At 49.5% G+C, this 19,741-nt stretch carries 10 protein-coding genes; 8 read left to right on the top strand and 2 right to left on the bottom strand.

Annotated elements, in window-relative coordinates; translation table 11 throughout:
* Window positions 1–426: 426 nt before the first annotated feature.
* The 3 genes from gltB (at window position 427) to KWJ01_RS06805 (ending at window position 7,716) form a co-directional block, all read left to right on the top strand.
* Window positions 427–4,920 carry a glutamate synthase large subunit gene (gene gltB / locus KWJ01_RS06815; protein WP_224995747.1) on the top strand — a complete coding sequence of 1,498 codons (4,494 nt, stop codon included), beginning with the start codon at window positions 427–429 and terminating at the stop codon, window positions 4,918–4,920.
* Window positions 4,920–6,335 (top strand): glutamate synthase subunit beta, encoded by a 1,416-nt coding sequence (locus KWJ01_RS06810; RefSeq protein WP_224995678.1) that lies wholly within the window; start codon window positions 4,920–4,922, stop codon window positions 6,333–6,335. The genes gltB and KWJ01_RS06810 overlap by 1 nt, the downstream gene beginning before the upstream one ends.
* Window positions 6,336–6,729: 394 nt before the next feature.
* Complete coding sequence (locus tag KWJ01_RS06805) at window positions 6,730–7,716, top strand: acyl-ACP desaturase (RefSeq protein ID WP_224995677.1); 987 nt, start codon at window positions 6,730–6,732, stop codon at window positions 7,714–7,716.
* A 372-nt stretch (window positions 7,717–8,088) separates the two neighbouring features.
* Here KWJ01_RS06805 and KWJ01_RS06800 read toward each other — a convergent pair whose 3' ends face one another.
* Both KWJ01_RS06800 and KWJ01_RS06795 read right to left on the bottom strand, forming a co-directional pair.
* Window positions 8,089–8,811 (bottom strand): LytTR family DNA-binding domain-containing protein, encoded by a 723-nt coding sequence (locus tag KWJ01_RS06800; protein WP_224995676.1) that lies wholly within the window; start codon window positions 8,809–8,811, stop codon window positions 8,089–8,091.
* Complete coding sequence (locus tag KWJ01_RS06795) at window positions 8,801–9,928, bottom strand: sensor histidine kinase (RefSeq protein WP_224995675.1); 1,128 nt, start codon at window positions 9,926–9,928, stop codon at window positions 8,801–8,803. Before KWJ01_RS06795 ends, KWJ01_RS06800 begins: the two co-directional genes overlap by 11 nt.
* A gap of 312 nt (window positions 9,929–10,240) precedes the next feature.
* On the opposite strand from KWJ01_RS06795, the gene KWJ01_RS06790 reads away from it, so the two are divergent.
* From KWJ01_RS06790 to KWJ01_RS06770, 5 genes are all read left to right on the top strand, one after another.
* Complete coding sequence (locus tag KWJ01_RS06790; protein WP_224995674.1) at window positions 10,241–13,321, top strand: SusC/RagA family TonB-linked outer membrane protein; 3,081 nt, start codon at window positions 10,241–10,243, stop codon at window positions 13,319–13,321.
* A 19-nt stretch (window positions 13,322–13,340) separates the two neighbouring features.
* On the top strand, window positions 13,341–14,969 hold the full coding sequence (locus KWJ01_RS06785; RefSeq protein ID WP_224995673.1) for a RagB/SusD family nutrient uptake outer membrane protein: 1,629 nt from the start codon (window positions 13,341–13,343) through the stop codon (window positions 14,967–14,969).
* A gap of 324 nt (window positions 14,970–15,293) precedes the next feature.
* Complete coding sequence (locus tag KWJ01_RS06780; protein ID WP_224995672.1) at window positions 15,294–15,524, top strand: hypothetical protein; 231 nt, start codon at window positions 15,294–15,296, stop codon at window positions 15,522–15,524.
* A 51-nt stretch (window positions 15,525–15,575) separates the two neighbouring features.
* Window positions 15,576–17,648 (top strand): beta-N-acetylhexosaminidase, encoded by a 2,073-nt coding sequence (locus tag KWJ01_RS06775; protein WP_224995671.1) that lies wholly within the window; start codon window positions 15,576–15,578, stop codon window positions 17,646–17,648.
* A 160-nt stretch (window positions 17,649–17,808) separates the two neighbouring features.
* A complete protein-coding gene (locus KWJ01_RS06770; RefSeq protein WP_224995670.1) occupies window positions 17,809–19,698 on the top strand; it encodes a sodium:solute symporter family protein in 1,890 nt (629 codons plus the stop codon).
* Window positions 19,699–19,741 lie beyond the last annotated feature (43 nt).

Below are 19,741 nucleotides of genomic sequence, written 5' to 3'. Positions count from 1 at the left end.
ATTACTGAGCGCATTCGCTGCAATCGGTAACTTATTCAATAATCTATACTGTTTATTGATAGATTGTTAATGACTGTTGATGAACTTTGAGAAATAAGGATAGAAATCTTGTTTTAGTAAATTATTTCTCAAGAAATGGTGTTGCACAGCATGAAACAACCATAGATTTAAAGCGTTGAACAGCCCCTTACCCAGGCAAAAGCAGCTGATGCTGGAAATTCTCCTGCTAAATAACAGGAAATTATTAAAATCAGTAAGTTACCAGTGCAAACGTTTTAATTCGTAAATAAAGCCATTTTTCGGTATAAAAATCTGTTACATCTGATTTGTTCAAAATAATATTTCTTTATTTTTTGAAAAATTGGTTGTAAGTTAATGAATCTATTGCCGCCTGATATTATATTTAAAGCTCATTTTGGAACAATGATGCAAGAACTGAAAGGACTCTACACACCTGAACTGGAACACGATTCCTGTGGGGTGGGTTGTGTTGTAAACTTAAACAGCGATAAAACCCATGCCGTGGTGCGTGATGCGCTAACCATGCTTAAAAACATGGAGCATCGTGGTGCTACAGGCAGTGACCCCAATACGGGTGATGGTGCAGGCATTTTGGTGCAGCTGCCACACAATTTTTTTATTGAAGCGTTACAGAAAGCTTCTGTTACCCTGCCCGAAGCAGGTAGCTATGGCGTTGGCATGGTTTTCTTCCCGAAAAATGCCGAGCTGCGTGAAAGGTGCCGTCGAATTTTAAATATGTGCATTGGTAAGCTTGGTTTTGAACTGCTTGCTTACCGCCTTGTACCGGTTGATGACCAGGTGCCCGGACATGAGGCAAGGGCCGTAGAACCACATATTGAACAGGTTTTTGTAAGACCTGCTGATAAAAAGCTGGTGGGTGACGAACTAGAGCGTAAGCTCTATGTATTACGCAAGCTTTCCACTCAGGAGGTTTCCAGATCACTCTACGCAGAGGCAGATTCTTATTATATAGCAAGCTTCTCAAGCAGAACCATCATATACAAAGGTCAGCTGAAAACCGATCAGCTGGAGGCCTATTACGACGACCTCCGCAACCCGGCTTTTACATCTGCCCTGGCTGTTGTGCACTCCCGCTTTTCTACCAACACTTTCCCTAAGTGGCGGCTTGCACAGCCATTCCGTTTTATTGCCCACAATGGCGAGATCAATACCATCAGGGGTAACCTGAATAAAATGAAATCCAAGGAAGCCAGCCTGAAATCGCCGCTCTTCAGCGACGAGGAGCTGCAGTGGCTGCTTCCGATTACCCTGCCCGATAACTCCGACTCTGCCAACCTCGACTCGATGGTAGAGTTGCTGACCCTTGCCGGCAGGCCACTTACGCACGTAATGATGATGATGGTGCCGGAGGCCTGGCAGGATAACCGCCAGATGGACCCGGTGCGTAAAGCATTCTATAAATACCATGCAGCCCTGATGGAGCCCTGGGATGGACCTGCAGCCCTGTTCTTTACCGATGGTAAGCAGGTAGGTGCCACCCTCGACCGCAATGGCCTGCGCCCGGTGCGTTACTGCATTACCGATCAGGGACAGCTCATTATGGCTTCTGAAACAGGTGCCCTTACCGTAGATCCGGCCACCGTGGTGAAGCGGGGCCGCCTGCAGCCGGGTAAAATGCTGCTGGCCGACCTTACCGAAGGCCGCATTATTGAAGATGAGGAAATAAAAGAGCGTGTATGCAGCGATAAGCCTTACTTCGAGTGGATCAAGCAGCAGCGTCTGAAGCTGCGCCTGCGGCCCGATCCGCAGGTACCCCTGGAGCCCGTGCAGCCTGCAGCCCTGCGGCAGAAGCAGAAAGCATTTGGCTATACCGAAGAAGACCTGAAGATGATCATAAAGCCTATGGCTGCAACAGGCAAAGAGCCAGTGGGCAGTATGGGCGCCGATGCTCCGCTTGCCGTGCTCTCGAAGCAAAGCCAGCATGTATCTAACTATTTCAAGCAGTACTTTGCCCAGGTAAGTAACCCGCCGATCGACTCTATCCGCGAGCGCCTGGTAATGTCCCTGTTCACCCGCCTTGGCGGATCACTGAACATCCTGGACGAAACACCTGAGCATACCCGCCAGATACACCTTTCGCAGCCTGTACTAAGCCACGAAGACTTTTACAAGCTGCTGCACCTGGAAAAAGAAGGCTATCCGCACCACTACCTGGATGCAACCTTTGAAGCTGGCGTGGAAGGTGGTTTGCTGAAGGCCCTGAACCGTATCTGTGCCGAAGCAGTAGCAGCCGTCAACAAGGGTGCCAAGATCATGATCATCTCTAACCGCCAGGTTGGCGAAGACAGGGTAGCCATACCCTCGCTGCTGGCTATTGGAGCCGTACACCATCACCTGATCGAAAAGCGCATCAGAACCAATACAGGTCTGGTGGTTGAGGCAGGCGATGCCTGGGAAACCCATCATTTTGCTACCATCATTGGCTATGGCGCCAGTGCTGTATATCCTTACCTGGTGTACGATACCATTACTTTGCTCCATGAACAGGGTAAACTGGGCAGCGAACTGCCGGTATCGCGCCACCTGACAAAATACATAGAGGCTATTGGCAATGGTTTGCTGAAGATCATGTCAAAAATGGGTATCAGCACCCTGCAGTCTTACCAGAGCGCCCAGATCTTTGAGTGCGTTGGTTTTGGCGAAGAGGTAATGGAGAAATGTTTCCGGGGCACCATCAGCCGCCTTGGCGGTCTTGGTTTCGAGGAGCTGGAGAAAGAGTGTCTGATCAGGCATGCAGCAGCTTTCAAATCTGAAGATGATCTGCTGGCGATGGGTGGTTTTTATGCCTGGCGCAGAAACAGTGAAGCGCACCTGCTGCAACCGCAGGTTATTCACTACCTGCAGAAATCTACCAGCCTTAACGACTACAATCTTTATAGAGAATATTCTAAAACAGTAAGGGCACAGCAACTGGATGCAGCAGTTACCCTGCGCAGCCTGCTGGAGTTCCGTGAGCAGCAGCCGGTGCCGCTGGATGAGGTGGAGCCTGTAGAGAATATCCTGAAGCGCTTTGCAACAGGAGCCATGTCTTTCGGGTCTATCTCGCATGAGGCGCACAGTACCCTGGCCATAGCCATGAACCGCATTGGCGGAAAGAGCAACAGCGGTGAGGGTGGGGAAGACGAGAACCGTTACCTGCCACGCCCTAACGGCGATTCAGAGCGCTCTGCCATTAAGCAGGTAGCCTCCGGCCGTTTTGGTGTAACCAGCCATTACCTGGCCAATGCCGATGAGCTGCAGATTAAAGTAGCACAGGGTGCCAAGCCTGGCGAAGGCGGACAGCTGCCCGGCCATAAAGTGGATGGATGGATTGCCCGCGTGCGTCACTCCACCCCGGGTGTTGGCCTTATTTCGCCGCCACCGCACCACGATATTTACTCGATCGAAGACCTGAAACAGCTGATCTTTGACCTGAAGAATGCTAACCCAACAGCCCGCATCAATGTGAAGCTGGTGGCAGAAGCTGGCGTAGGTACCATTGCAGCTGGTGTGGCAAAGGCCAAGGCAGATGCCATTCTGATATCAGGTGCCGATGGTGGTACCGGGGCAAGCCCGCTTAGCTCTATTCGCCATGCAGGTTTACCCTGGGAAATGGGCCTTGCAGAAGCGCACCAGACCCTGCTGAAAAATAAACTGCGCAGCCGCGTGGTGCTGCAAACAGATGGTAAGCTCATGACGGGCTACGACATTGCGGTTGCTACCCTGCTGGGTGCCGAAGAGTGGGGGGTAAGTACAGCTGCACTCATTGTAGAAGGCTGTATTATGATGCGCAAGTGCCACCTGAATACCTGTCCGGTTGGTATTGCCACCCAAAACCCTGAGCTGCGCAAGCTCTTTACGGGTAATCCCGATCACCTGGTGAACTTCTTCACCTTTATGGCACAGGAGCTGCGCGAAATTATGGCACAGCTGGGCTTCCGTACCATCAACGAAATGGTAGGCCAGTCGCACGTGCTCAAGGCACGCCAGCTGGACCACTGGAAGCTTCAGAAGCTAAACCTGTTCCCGATGCTGTTCCAGGAGCCTGTTCGCGATGGTCTGGGTGCTTACCAGCAGCTTGTACAGGATCATGAGATCGAAGCGGTATTGGACCGCCAGCTGATCCGTGACTTCCGCCGGGGTAAAACCGATATGCTGGAGTACCCGATCATTAACATTGACCGTTCCGTAGGCGCCATGCTTTCTTTTGAGATTTCCAAAACCTACGGTAAGGAAGGATTGAAAGAAGAGAGCTTCAATGCTACTTTCAATGGTTCTGCCGGTCAGAGCTTTGGTGCCTTCCTGGCGCCGGGTATCAGCTTCCGCCTGGTGGGTGAAACCAACGACTATATGGGCAAAGGCCTTTCCGGCGGCAGGCTTATCCTGCAGCCTTTCCGCGAAAGCCGCTATGCTGCCCATGAGCACATTATTTGCGGTAACGTGGCCCTCTACGGTGCTACCTCCGGCAGTGTGTACATCAATGGCATGGCCGGCGAGCGCTTCTGCGTGCGTAACTCGGGTGCAGAGGCAGTGGTAGAAGGTATTGGCGACCACGGCTGCGAATACATGACCGGCGGTAAAGTGCTGGTACTGGGCAGTGTGGGCAAAAACTTTGCTGCAGGTATGAGTGGTGGCATGGCCTATGTGTACGATCCGGAGAACCGCTTTAACGAGCTGTGTAACCTGGATATGGTAGGCATAGAGCAGCCGGAGTGTGATGACCTGGCCTGGATTGAACAGAAGCTGCAGGAGCACTTCAATTATACAGGAAGTTTTGTAGCAAAAGAATTGCTGCAGGCCTGGGCAGAGCATCAGCGCCATTTCCGTAAGGTAATGCCACACGACCTGAAGCAGGTGCTTCAAACAAAAGATTCTCAAGCGTTAAAAATTGTTGCCTGATGGGAAAAGCAGATGGTTTCCTACTATATGACCGGGAGCTGCCACTGGTACGCGACCCGAAGGAAAGAATAAAAGATTCAAAAGAGATATACCAGGATTTTCCTGAAGATAAAACACAGGAGCAGGCAGCCCGCTGTATGGACTGCGGCGTTCCTTTCTGTCACCAGGGTTGCCCGCTGGGCAACCTGATTCCGGACTTTAACGATGCCGTGTATGAGGGTGAGTGGGAGCGTGCGGCCAAGGTGCTTTTCAGTACGAACAATTTCCCGGAATTTACCGGTCGTATCTGCCCGGCTCCCTGCGAGTCGAGCTGTGTGTTGTCTATTAACAAGCCTGCGGTTACGATTGAGCATATTGAAAAATCAATTGCCGAGAAAGCCTTTGAACTGGGTCTTGTAAAACCACAGCCACCAAAAAGCAGATCTGGTTTTGCCGTGGCAGTAGTAGGTTCAGGCCCTGCAGGTCTGGCTGCTGCAGCACAGCTTAACCAGGCTGGCCACAGGGTAGTGGTGTTCGAACGCGATGATAAGGCCGGTGGCCTGCTGCGGTACGGCATCCCTGATTTCAAGCTTGAAAAATACACCATAGACCGCCGCCTTGCCATTATGGAAGAGGAGGGCGTGGAGTTTCGCTATGGCATTGAAATAGGCAAAGATGTTAGCCTGGAGCAGCTCAATGCAGATTACGATGCTGTGTTGCTCTGCATTGGTTCTACAAAGCCAAGGGCCCTTTCAATTCCCGGTACCGAGTTTAAGGGGGTTCATTTTGCCATGGAGTACCTTGCGCTTCAAAATCGTAAGGTTGCCGGCGAAAGTATTCCTGCAGACGTTGATATCGATGCCCGCGACAAGCATGTGCTGGTGATTGGCGGCGGCGATACCGGCTCCGACTGTGTGGGCACTGCCAACCGGCAGTTTGCTAAATCTATCACACAGCTGCAGTACCGCCCAATGCCATCGCTGGAGCGCAGCCTGGATAACCCATGGCCTGAGTGGCCCATGACGTACTCCTCGTCAAGCTCGCATGAGGAGGGCTGTGAACGCAGCTGGGGCTGGCTAACGAAAGAGTTTATTGCCGACGAAAGTGGCAAGGTTACCGGCCTGAAGGTGGTGGAACTGGAGTGGAAAAGCCCTAAGGAATACAGCATTAAGGCTGAAAGCGAAAAAATACTGCCCTGCGATCTTGCCTTTATTGCCATTGGTTATGAGCGCCCTGCGCATGATGCTTTCATGTCGGATTATACATTTGAACTTGACAAGCGCGGCAACTTTGCCCTGAATGACTGGCAGACTAACATTGATGGTATATTCTCTGCGGGCGATGCCTTCAGGGGACAGTCACTGGTGGTATGGGCCATTGCCGATGGACGTAATGCCGCTGCTGCTATAGATAAATACCTGCTTAGCCAGGAATAGAGACTCTCAATTACAACCTAAACCAACCAACAAAAAGCCTGTAGCTAATAGTTACGGGCTTTTTTATTGCTTTGCACTATAGGCCGGATATTTCAGCTGTTCAAGCTTTCGTTCCTCCAGACTGGCCAGGTCTTTTGTAGTAAAAATGGCAGCCAAACGTGTATGTTGGAGTACCTTCAGCAGCAAACGGCAGGCAGTGATCTCCCTATAGCAAGAAAGTTAGCCTGTTGATAGCGCTTGTTGTTTTTAATTTCGTACATTCATAAGTTAAGGCTAAGCAGGTGAGCGATTACCGGAGTACTTTGCTTGCGTTTGGAACAGAAAAAACAGCTGTCAAAACCTTATTCTGAGTCTTAAGTTTCTTAAGCAGGATCTAATTGTATTTTTAACACGAATGATAAAACTAGCCTATAGCAGATTAGAGGTGATGCGACACCTGGAGGGTTTTGTGGAGGAGGGAATTGAAAAGTTTCTTAAGTCAGTTGAAAAGAGCTGGCAACCAGCAGATTTATTGCCTGATTCTACCCAGCATGATTTCTTCGACAAAGTAAAGCAGCTGCAGGAGAGTGCCAGGGAGCTGCCTTATGATTTTTGGGCAGTACTCATTGGTGACACTGTTACTGAGGAGGCTCTGCCTACTTACGAAGCCTGGCTGATGTCCATTGAAGGTATTCAGCAGGAAAAAGAAAGCTCCTGGAAGGAGTGGGTGAGAAAGTGGTCGGCAGAAGAGAACCGGCATGGAGACTTGCTGAACCGTTATCTTTATCTATCGGGCAGGGTAAACATGCGGGAGGTGGAGGTTTCTACCCAGTACCTGATTGCCGATGGTTTTGATCTGCAGACAGCAGGCGATCCTTACCGCAGTTTTATTTACACCAGCTTTCAGGAGCTGGCCACCAATATGTCGCATGGCAGGGTAGCAGCCCTGGCCAAGCAAGCAGATAATGCCGAACTGGCAAGAATCTGCGCCATCATTGCCGGGGATGAGATGCGCCACGCCCGTGCTTATCAGTCTTTTGTAAAGAAGATTTTTGAGGTAGACCCTAATGAAATGATGCTGGCCTTTGCAGATATGATGAAGAAGAAAATTGTGATGCCGGCTCATTTACTGCGGGAAACAGGCGGACAGATAGGCAGTACGTTTGAGCATTTCTCGAATGCTGCCCAGCGGCTGGGGGTATACACCACCCATGATTACATTCAGATTCTCTCAAAGCTGATAAAAGGATGGGAGATAGAGCACCTGGGGGATTTGAACGACAAAGGAGAGAAGGCAAGGGATTACCTGATGGCCCTGCCCGATCGCCTGAAACGCATTGCCGACAGAATGAAACTACCCGAACTTGACTACGAGTTCAGCTGGATAGGAAAGCGTTATTAAAATTTCAATTTGATAAAAAAAGAGGGACATCTGCAGGCTTAAAACCCAGGGATGTCCCTTTTTATTTCTATTCAGGGATAGTGCGCTTCTCGCTACCTTATAACCTCTGCTTTTCTTCCCGCAGCAGCATATTTTCACGCCTTAGCGCTTCTAAGAGCCAAAAATTGCCTCTGAAAGTAAGCTTCTTTTCATGTTTTATTACTTTTTTGGTGCTATGTAGCCTCTCTTTTACAGGTAAGTGTTGATGACTGCTGGGTTAAATTACAGCAGCTGGCACAGGGTTTCCCCTTAGGCTGCGGCCTATATTCAGGCCCTTACACAGGCTTTGGATTAGCCTGCTTTTTTATAGCCTTTAGTCTGCACCTGTGGGTATCAACCTACACTTTCTTTTTTCAGTATTGTATTTTTTACCTCTTTCTGAAAAATTCTGCCAATGGGCAGTGCCTTGGGTCCTACATATAGCTTAGTGCCGGAAACAGAGCTGATCTTCTCAAATGAAACGGTAAAGGAGCGATGGATCCGCAAAAACTTATCGGCAGGTAGTTGGCTGGTAAACTGGCTTAAGTTCTGGTGCACGATCAGGTCTTCATAGATGGTTTTGATCCTGATGTAGTCCTTCAGGCTTTCGATGTACAGAATGTCGGCATGCTGCACCTTTACGTTCTTTTTATCGGCCCTCACAAAAATAAAGTTATCAGCTTCGGCCTGTAGCGCTGCTGTAAGTGGCTTGTCGTGCTGTTGCAGCAGGTTGGTTGCTTTGTCAATAGCTTTCATAAAGCGGGGAAAGGCAATGGGTTTTACCAGGTAATCCATCACATCAAGCTCAAAGCTTTCTACTGCATACTCCCTATAGGCGGTGGTAACAATTACTGCAGGAGGGTGGTCGAGGTTCCTGATAAAATCAATGCCGCTAAGTCCGGGCAGGTTAATATCCAGAAACAGCAGCTGCGCCGGGTTCGACTTCAGGTAGTTGAAGGCATCAATGGCACTCTCGAAGGTGCCGGCCACCTCAAAGGCGTCAAACTTGCTAAGATGTGTTTTGATAACATTGATGGCCAGGGGCTCATCATCAATGATCAGACAACTAAACTTCATCGAGCTTTACTTTTAGTGAAACAGTGAAGGATTCTGCGGATTCCTGGATCTCCAGATCAAAGTTGTGATCGTAGATCAGCTCTAACCTGCGACGGGTATTCTGTATGCCAATGCCGGAGCCTTTGTGAAAAATTCCGGTTTTACTTCCTGCACCGGGCTCACGGTTGCGCAGGTTCCAGATGGTAAAAAACAGGTGTTCCTCCTTAACCGCCAGCCTGATGCGCAGGGGAATGCAGCCATTGCGCAATTGGATGCCATGCTTAAAGCTGTTTTCGATGAAGGGAATAAGAATAAGCGGAGGTACATATTTGTCCTCGAGCACGCCCTCTACCTCAAAAGCCACATCAAGTTTATCGCCGTAACGCAGGGTTTCCAGGTCTATGTAATTCTGAATATGCTTTACTTCCTCCAGGAGTTCGATGCGGGACTTGTTACCATTGTAAATTACATGACTCATCAGCTCCGATAGCTTCAGTACGGTATCTGGTGCCCGGTCAGATTTATCGAGCGTGAGCGAGTACAAATTGTTAAGGGTGTTGAAGAAAAAGTGGGGCTGTACCTGCGAGCGCAGAAACGAAAGCTCGGTTTCATGGTTTTGCCGCTCCAACTCTCGGTTTATCTTTTGGGTTTCTACCCAATCGAAACCAAGCTTAATGGCCGTAGTGAGGCCTACCACATATATTTCACCAATAAACACCGCCAGCACGTAATTAAGATTAAATAGCGACTCCTGCTTCACAGTAGATTCCCGCCAGATATCGGTGGTAACAAACTCATAGGTAAGCACAATGCGCAGGAGCGAAAGGGCCAGCACCGCCGTAAACAGGATGAGGATGTACATGGACAGGTTGGTTCGCAGAAAGCGGGGCAGCAAAAAGTAGAGGTTAAAATACACCAGCAGGATGTGGATGGGAAACTCTACCAGGTTCGATTTAAGGGAGTACACATAATCATCAAAGTAGCTTCCCCAGCGCATAATGTTCAGCAGAAAATATAAGGCCCAGAAAGTGATGTGGTAGAAGAGGGGCTTCTTCAGGAGCGTTCCCGGCTGCCATTTGCCAGCCCCTGTTCCAATGGTGGCTTCTGGACTGAGTGATATGTTAGCTGGCTTAACCATAGGCGATTTCCATGAATATAATAAATAAAATCAAGATGTAAGAATACAGTTAGTACTTAAGATTTTAAAAGCACCTCCTGTAGCCGATTGCCTGCATAAAACCACCGAGCCAGAATAGGATAGGTAACCAAACCATTGCTTTATTAGCATTTCAGTGTAATTCAACCGTTTGCATGAAGTGAGATGGGCTCTTGGTAACGTCTCGCTTCGCCGTTTAGCTACAAAATTTTGCTGTTCAGCTAAAATGCAGTATTAAATTTTATTGATGTAAGAATTTAAAGCAATTTGATTTAGTAAATCAATCACCAACCTATGGAAAAGTTTTTACATACCTTCTTGCTGGCCTTGCTGATTGGGCTGGTGGCCCTGCCAGAAGCCACCGCTCAGATTGCAGTACGGGGTAAAGTGTTAGACAACAAAACCGGGCAGCCGCTGCCTGGTGTTACCGTTCTGGTAAAAGGTACCAACAATGGAACCATTACTGATGTAGATGGCAATTTTTCCCTGGCTGTGCCCGATGCTGCTTCGGTACTCGTTTTTTCCTTTGTAGGGTATAATGTAGAGGAGGTGCCGGTAGGCAGCAACACCAGTCTGAGTATTAGCCTGGTAGAAAGTGTAGACCAGCTGGAAGAGCTGGTGGTTACAGCCCTGGGTATAGAGAAAGACACCCGCGGGCTTACCTATACCACCCAAAGGGTAGGAGGAGAGGAGCTGAGCAGGGCTAAAGACCCAAACCTGATGAACGCTCTCTCCGGTAAAATTGCCGGCGTAACCATAAACAGAAGTGCTGCCGGTGTAGGAGGCTCTGTAAAAGTGAACATACGCGGCAACAGGTCAGCGCTTGGCAGTAACCAGCCGCTCTACGTGATCGATGGTGTTCCCCTGCTCAACAGCAGCCCCTCGCAACCTCTGAATGCCTTTGGTGGCGACCGTAACACGGCTGGTCGCGATGGTGGTGATGGTATTGCCAACCTTAATCCCGATGATATTGAGAGTATCAATGTGCTGAAGGGAGCTTCGGCCTCAGCACTCTACGGCAGCCAGGCAGCCAATGGTGTAATTGTGATCACGACCAAACGTGGCAAAATGGGGGCATCAAGAATAGACTTTTCCTCCAACCTTACCATGGAGCAGCCCATCCTGCTGCAGGAGTTTCAGAACCAGTACGGGCAGCCGCTCAATGACAATGGCACCCGTAATACCACCTCGCCCTACAGCTGGGGACCAGCCCTAAGCGGCAATGAACCTACGGTAGATGTACAGGATTTTTTCAGAACCGGCAGCTCCTTCATCAACTCACTTGCATTTACGGGGGGTACGGAAAATGCCCAGACTTACTTTTCCTATGCCAATACCTATTCAGAAGGCATTGTGCCCACCAGTGATTTTAAACGACATAACTTTACCCTGCGCCAGTCTACCCAGCTGTTCGACAGTAGACTAAAGATTGATGCTAACATTAACTACCTTACCCAAAAAGCCCATAACCGGCCTACCAGCGGATTTTATTTTAACCCGCTAACGGGCCTCTACCTTTTTCCGCGTGGTGTAGATTTTCAGCAGTACGAAGATAATTTTGAGGTAGAAAACCCGGAAAGAAGACTGATGGGCCAGAACTGGGCTTTTCTGGAACCAACACAGCAAAATCCTTACTGGATCCTGAACAGGAATGCCAACGACGACAACCGCAGCAGGATAATTGGTTCTGCCACGCTCAAGTATACCATATTGCCCTGGATGAATGTGCAGGGAAGGATAAGCGTTGACCGCATTTCAGATCTCTACACCCATAAAATCTACGCCACCTCAGTCATTACCCCTGAAAACGGGCGCTACATCCGCGAGGAGCAGGTGCAGCAACAGTTTTACAGCGACCTGCTCCTGAATGTAAACCAGCAGTTTAGGGACCTGTCACTTGCTGCCACCCTGGGCGGTAGTATTAACGACAGCCGTAGCCAGGGCGAAACTTTCGACTCCTACAACGCAGACCTGCATTTTGCAAATGTATTTACCTTAGCCAACCTGAAGCCAGGCAGCACTATTACAGAAATAAACAACAGAAGGCAGCTACAGGCCCTTTTTGCATCGGTACAATTGGGTTATAAGGATATGGTATACCTCGACCTGACCGGCCGTAACGACTGGGCATCAACACTTGCCTTTACACCAAACGGTTCTTATTTCTATCCATCCATAGGCACCACCTTTATTGTAGATGAAATGCTTACCCTGCCAGCCGCTGTTTCTCTGGCCAAACTAAGAGCTTCTTATGCCAGTGTAGGCAACGATGCTCCCCTCTATTTTACCAACCCGCTGCATTATATCAGCCCTGGCGGAAACATAGATTTCAACACAGAAGCACCCTTTACTGACCTAAAACCAGAAATCTCCTCCTCTCTTGAATTTGGCGGAGACCTGGGGTTGTTCAACAACAGGCTGGAGCTTAACCTTACCTACTACAAAACTAACACCCGCGACCAGGTTCTGCGAATAAGGGCCAGTGCCGGCACCCTGTACTCCTACCGTTATATCAATGCCGGCGATATTCAAAATAAAGGAATAGAGGCTATGCTCAACTATGCTGTAATCAAGGGCGATGGATTAAACTGGTCAGCCGGCCTTAACTTCTGGAGAAATAAAAACGAAGTGCTGGAGCTGAGCGATGAGCTTGAGGATAATATGGTTATCCTTACCGAACAGGGTAGTACCAGCTACTCCAATGCACTGAATGTAGGAGGTGCATTTGGAGATATCTATGGTTTTGTACTCGACAGGGCCGACAACGGCAGCCTCTTTGTTGCCGAAGATGGCACACCTTTGAAGAAGACAAATGAAGACGGAGAACTGGTGCTGGAGCGCCTGGGTAATCCTAACCCAAAATGGCAGCTGGGCTTTACCAATAATCTCTCGTATAAGGGCCTGAATCTTAGTTTTTTGATTGATGCGCGTGTTGGCGGCGAGGTTGTGTCTCTTACCCAGGCAGTAATGGATGAGTACGGTGTATCGCAGGCTACGGCAGAAGCCCGTAACGCCGGTGGGGTAGCGGTACCAGCCATTGTAAAAGAAACCGGTGAGCCCTTTGCCGGCAACATACCAGCCGAAAGGTACTACGGAGGCATTGCCGGCCGTGATGGCGTGAGCGCAGAATATGTGTACAGCGCTACCAATGTGCGGCTGCGCGAGTTATCCCTAGGCTACCAGTTCCCTGCCACGCTGGGCTTCGTGAAAAACCTGCAGCTGTCATTTGTAGCCAGAAACCTGTTCTTCCTTTACAACGAAGCACCCTATGATCCGGAAATTTCCATGTCGACTGGCAATAACCTGCAGGGGGTAGATATTTTTAGCCTGCCTACTACCAGGAGCTACGGACTTAACCTGAAAGTTAGTTTCTAATCTTTTTCCTTATACTGATATGAAGAGCTACAACCATATAAGAAGGGGCATAAGCCAAAGTCTTAGCTGTACAAGCCTGCTGGCTGCCCTGCTGCTGTACTCCTGTACCGATCGTTTTGAGGAGTTTAATACCGATCCTACCGGGCTTACTGACGAAGATCTGAAGATAGATTATCAGAACGTGGGAGGCTTTTTCCCGCAAATGCAGCACTCTATTTACTACAACTTCAATAACACCACCTGGGAGTACCAGGTGTACCAAAACCTGAATGCCGATGTGTTTTCAGGCTATATGTCGCCCCCCACACCCTTTGCCAATAATACCAACAACACCACCTATGCACTGGTAGATGGCTGGAATGGCTTTACCTACAACCTGCCTTATACAGGCGTACTGGCACCGTTCATGAATGTAAAGAGAAGGGCAGATGAAGACCCCGGGGCCTCGCACTTTTATGCAGTGGGCGTAATTCATAAAGTTGCTTCCATGCACCGGCTCACCGATACCTTTGGACCCATTGTATACACCCAGGCCGGGCAGGGAGGTGCAAGCGCACGCTACGACAGCCAGCAGCAGGTATACGAAGCTATGTTTGATGAGCTGGAAGAGGCAGTTACCATCCTTACTGATTATGTAGCTGAAAACCCCGGACTAAAGCCCTTTGCGCGCTTTGATAACATCTATGCCGGAGACTACAGCAAGTGGATCAAATATGCCAACTCGCTGCGCTTGCGCCTGGCCATGCGCATCTCCAAAGTAGCTCCCGATAAAGCACAGGCAGAAGCCGAAGCAGCCGTGAATAACCAGTTTGGGGTATTTACTGCCAGTGATGATGCAGCCTTTGTACAGGATCCGGGCGTTCAGCACCCTCTCTACACCATAGCCAATGGCTGGGGCGATATTCGCATGAGCGCAGAAATGGAGTCTATCCTCAAAGGTTATAACGACCCCCGGCTAAAAATTTACTTTGCACCTGCAACAAAAAGCGGTGTTGCAGGAGAGTATAAGGGCATCAGAAGTGGAATCGTAATCAACGCTAAAGATGATTATGTAGGCTTTTCCAGCATCAATGCCGATTACATTGGCCTGAACTCACCGCTGCAGCTTATGACAACGGCAGAGGTTTACTTTCTAAGAGCAGAAGGTGCCTTGCGCGGCTGGCAGATGGGTGGCAGCGCACAGGAGCTGTATGAAAAAGGCATCAGTGCCTCTTTTGAACAGGTAGGAGCAAGCGGTTATGATGGTTACATCGCAGACGCAACCTCTGTTGCAGTTCCCTATACAGACCCTGTGAATGCAGCTAATAACGTTCCTGCCGGTTCTCCCTGGTTATCTGATATCACCATCCAGTGGGTTGAAGCTGCACCATTTGAAGAAAAGCTGGAGCGTATCATTACCCAAAAATGGATAGCCATGTTTCCGGAAGGGCAGGAGGCCTGGTCGGAATTTCGCAGAACAGGCTATCCCACACAGTTTCCGGTGGTGGAGAACAGGAGCGGGGGTACCATCAATACCAATGAATTCATCAAGCGCCTGGCTTTTCCTTCTTCAGAATCGCAAAACAACGCTGCTGCTTACCAGGAGGCCGTTCAGCTCCTGGGAGGGCCAGATACCGGCGGTACTCCGCTCTGGTGGGATGTTGATTAAAGTGCAGGGGTATGGATGCTGCACCACTTAAAATTGGTTCAGCAGCATCCATGCTTCTGTAAAACAGATAGCATAGCAGAAGTGCCAGGTTAAACCATATTACCCACAAAGCAGTGGTAGCCAGTGAAGAAACCAAACGCATAAAAATATATACTGATAGCTTTCAAAAATCAGGAAATGGCCCCAGGGGGAGGAAGATATGCAGATAATCGTAAATTTACTGGAAGACTTAAAGCCGCTCCAGGTCTATGCTGCAGGCGATTTATCAGATCCGTATGGCAAACACCGGGTGTGCCTGCAGCCGATAGTAGAATTAGGCCGGGTTTGGCTATACAGGGGGCATGGCAGGAGTTGGAGGTAAATGATATTGATATGGCAGTGCCACTTAGCCAGGAGGAGTTGCTGCGCGAGCGCAAGGCAATCTTCCAACATCAGCCACAGAAAGATAAGGCACTTTTTCGGGCTGCCGATCCGCGTGAGTTCTGGTTACGTGCGGATGACATTAACAAAGCCACAGCAAAGTGGTACGACTGGCTGGGCCTGGCAGAATACTAAGCCATTGAAGAATTTAAACGCTATTATTTATAGAATTACAGCAGTGTATATATGAAATTGAAAGGGATAGCACTAACAGCAGGAATATTAATTAGCCTGAACCTGGGCATTGCGGCACAACAGCAGCCCCAGACATTATCATTGATGCCGTACCCGGCACAAGTGGACCAGCAGCAGGGTGGTTTCAGGCTTGCTCCTGATTTCACAGTAGCCACAAGTGGAGCTGCAGACGAGCGTTTGTATGGCGGGGCCACCCGCTTTTTAAGAAGGCTTGATGGGCGCACTGGTTTATTTTTTACACAGGAGCATGTAACAGCCAGCTCAAAACAGGGGCAGCAGGGTTTGCTGATCAAAACCAGCAGGCCTGGCGAGGTTAAGCTTGATGAAGATGAATCCTACCGACTGAAGGTAGATAACAAAGGTATATTGCTGGAAGCAGAAACAGATATTGGGGCCCTGCGGGGGCTGGAAACCCTGCTGCAGCTGGTGTTGGCCGATGAACAGGGGTATTACATTCCTGCCATTGAAATCCAGGATAGCCCGCGCTTTCCCTGGCGTGGTTTAATGATTGATGTAGCGCGGCACTTTCAGCCCATGGAGGTAATCAAAAGGAACCTGGATGGCATGGCGGCCGTGAAAATGAATGTACTGCACCTGCACCTTACCGATGACCAGGGCTTTCGGGTAGAGAGCAAAGTTTACCCGCAGTTTCATGAAAAAGCCTCCGAGGGGGAATACTTTACTCAGGAGCAAATAAAGGAAATTATACGCTATGCCGATGCCCGTGGCATACGGGTGGTACCTGAGTTTGATGTTCCCGGCCATGCTACCAGCTGGGTAGTGGCTTTCCCGGAGCTGGCCAGTGCACCAGGGCCTTACACCCTGGAGAACAATTCCGGGGTTTTTGATCCTACGCTTGACCCTACCAACGAAAAGACCTATGAAGTGCTGCAGGGGTTCTTTGCAGAAATGGCTGCTTTGTTTCCAGACCCTTACTTTCACATTGGGGGCGATGAAAATGAGGGCAAGCAGTGGGATGCCAATGCAAAAATTCAGGCCTTTATGAAAAAGAATAAGCTGGCCGATAACCATGAACTGCAGACCTATTTCAACAACAGGATCATCAGTTTTCTGGAGAAGAAGGGAAAAAAAGTAATTGGCTGGGATGAGATCCTGCAGCCTAACCTGTCCAAAAGTTCAGTGATCCAGTCCTGGAGAGGGGCAGAGGGACTTGCACAAGCTGCCAAACAGGGTTACACCACCATTCTCTCCAACGGCTACTATATCGACCTCTTGCACAGGGCTTCAGACCATTACCTGAACGATCCGCTGCCTGCAGGAAATACCCTTACGGCAGAAGAAAGAAAGCGGGTGCTGGGAGGCGAGGCACCTATCTGGAGCGAACTAGTAACACCTACCACCATCGATTCACGCATCTGGCCCCGTACAGCAGCCATTGCAGAGCGCCTCTGGTCACCGCGGGAGGTAAATGATGTGGAAGACATGTACCGCAGGCTGGACTACATCAGCTTCAGGCTGGAAGAGCTGGGGCTGCAGCACAAGCGTAATCAGCAGGTGCTCCTGCGCAACCTTAGCAACGGTAAGCCAATAGAGCCACTCCAGACGCTTGTTGATGTAGTAGAGCCCATGAAAGGCTATACCCGTAATCCGGGAGGAAATACTTATAAAACCTACTCTCCCTACACCCTCTTTGCCGATGCGGCCACTGCAGATGCGCCGGCAGCCCGGAGGTTTAACACACTTGTTGAAGATTACATCCAAACAAAAGACGGTGCTGCCAGAAAAGAGATTATCCAGTGGCTTGAAAAATGGCAGGAGAATCATGCCCTGATGGAGCCGCTTATTGTACAATCACCTGTGCTAAAATCAATTGAGGGACTTTCTGCAAACCTTAGCAACATAGCAATCCTGGGCCTGCAGGCAATGAATAGCAGTAAGGGTACGATGGCTGGTAAAAAAGCAGCTGATCATGCTTCTGATACCAAACAGGCCATGGAACAACTGGAAAAAGCCAGGGAGCAGGGTGGCCGGACAGAGCTGCAGATTGTAGATGCCATTGAAAAACTGGTGATGCAGGACAGCTCCAGCCCGGTAGGCGGTTAAATCTGTAGCATCAGCGCCTGTGAGTTTGTTGTAGAACTAAAATTATCCCCATTAGGGGCTGGGCGTGCTTTGCACATTCCCAGCCCTGTAGTGGCGGTGTAGTCGCTTATGTTCTACAGGTTTTACATTCCGGAAAAACTCTACTTAAAATCAGTACCACATGATACTGCACAGCATAGATTGGATAATCATTGGCCTGTTTTTATTCGGCTCTCTGGTTATTGGAATTGTTGTAGCCAAAAAAGCTAGCGGCAGTGTATCAGAGTTTTTTCTGTCGGGCAGGGATCAGCCCTGGTGGTTGCTTGGAGTTTCGATGGTGGCTACTACTTTTTCAGCAGATACGCCTAACCTCATTACCGATATTGTACGGCAAAACGGAGTATCCGGTAACTGGGAGTGGTGGGCATTTTTGCTCACGGGCATGCTTACAGTTTTTGTATACTCCAAGCTGTGGCGGAGATCGGAGGTATTGACTGATCTTGAGTTTTATGAGCTGCGCTACAGTGGCCGAACAGCTGCTTTCCTGAGAGGCTTCAGGGCAGTTTACCTGGGTGTATTCTTTAACACTATGATCATGGCTGCCGTATGTCTGGCAGCTATAAAAATAGGAGGTATACTGCTGAACCTTAGTCCTGTTGAGGTGCTCCTGATTGCCTCTGTGGTAACAGTGATATATAGCTCTCTGGGTGGTTTAACGGGAGTACTGATCACCGATTTTTTCCAGTTCATTATGGCCATGGCTGGTTCTGTATGGGCTGCTTATATCATTGTAAACCTGCCCCAGGTAGGTGGTCTGCAGCAATTGGTAGCACATCCCCAGGTAGTACCTAAGCTGGACCTGCTGCCTGACTTTACAAACCTGGAGACGCTGGTGCCTCTTTTTATCATACCCCTGGCCGTGCAATGGTGGAGTGTGTGGTATCCCGGAGCAGAGCCGGGTGGGGGAGGTTATATTGCCCAGCGCATGCTTTCTGCCAAAAATGAACAGCATGCCATAGGCGCCACTCTTTTTTTTAACATTGCCCACTATGCCTTGCGGCCCTGGCCCTGGATACTTATTGCCCTGGCTTCTGTTATTGTTTTCCCCACCATGGAGTCTATTCAGCAGGCTTTTCCACACATGAATCCTTCCATTGTGCGGCACGACCTTGCCTACCCGGCTATGCTCACCTACCTGCCGCATGGCCTGCTGGGGCTGGTGGTTGCTTCCCTTATTGCGGCTTTTATGAGCACCATCTCCACCCACCTTAACTGGGGTTCTTCTTACGTGGTGAACGATTTTTACAGGCGCTTCCTGAATCCGGAAGCCAGTGAAAAGCAGCTGGTGCGGGTAGGGCAACTGACAACCGCAGTACTGATGATGGTTTCTGCCAGCATAGCCCTATACCTCGAAAATGCCATGCAGGCGTTTCGAATTTTGCTTACCATAGGTGCTGGCACGGGTCTTATTTTCATCCTGCGCTGGTTCTGGTGGCGCATCAATGCTTATACAGAGCTCTCTGGCATGGCTGCTTCTTTTGTGCTGGCCATTTACTTTGAGCTGATTCACAGTCGCCTGGGCTTTGCGACGATCTCCAGCCCCTACCGGATTTTACTTAGCGTGGGCATTACCACCTGCATCTGGCTGCTGGTTACCTATCTGACCCGCCCCACAGACATGCAGGTGCTGCGCAATTTTTACAGCAAAGTAAGGCCTGGAGGCCGGGGCTGGCAGTATGTAATCAAAAAAGCAACAGAAGAGCATCAGCCTATTTATACCCAAATGCCGCGTACGAACCTTAGTATGGAAATTTTAAGTATGTTTGTTGGTACCCTTACGGTGTACAGCTTGCTGTTTGCTACCGGCTACTGGATCTATGGGTATTATGTAACTGCTACCTGTCTGGCTGCCGGAGCACTGGTAGGAACAGTTATATTATTGAGCATCTGGAGCTCTCGCATCAGCAAACCCATCACCAGAAAGCAGCAGGTGCAGCTACCAGAAGATAGACCCGGAGGGCTCAAGGATAGGAGAGCACCTGCCCATATAGAAGAAGGAAAACTGAAATAATCAGGGGGCAGTACTTCAATGTTAACAAAGATCGATTAGTCAC

This window comes from Cesiribacter sp. SM1 (assembly GCF_020178975.1).
Lineage (GTDB): Bacteria > Bacteroidota > Bacteroidia > Cytophagales > Cyclobacteriaceae > Cesiribacter.
The sequence above is the reverse complement of the archived record's forward strand: the minus strand, read 5'-3'. Positions and strand labels throughout refer to the sequence as shown.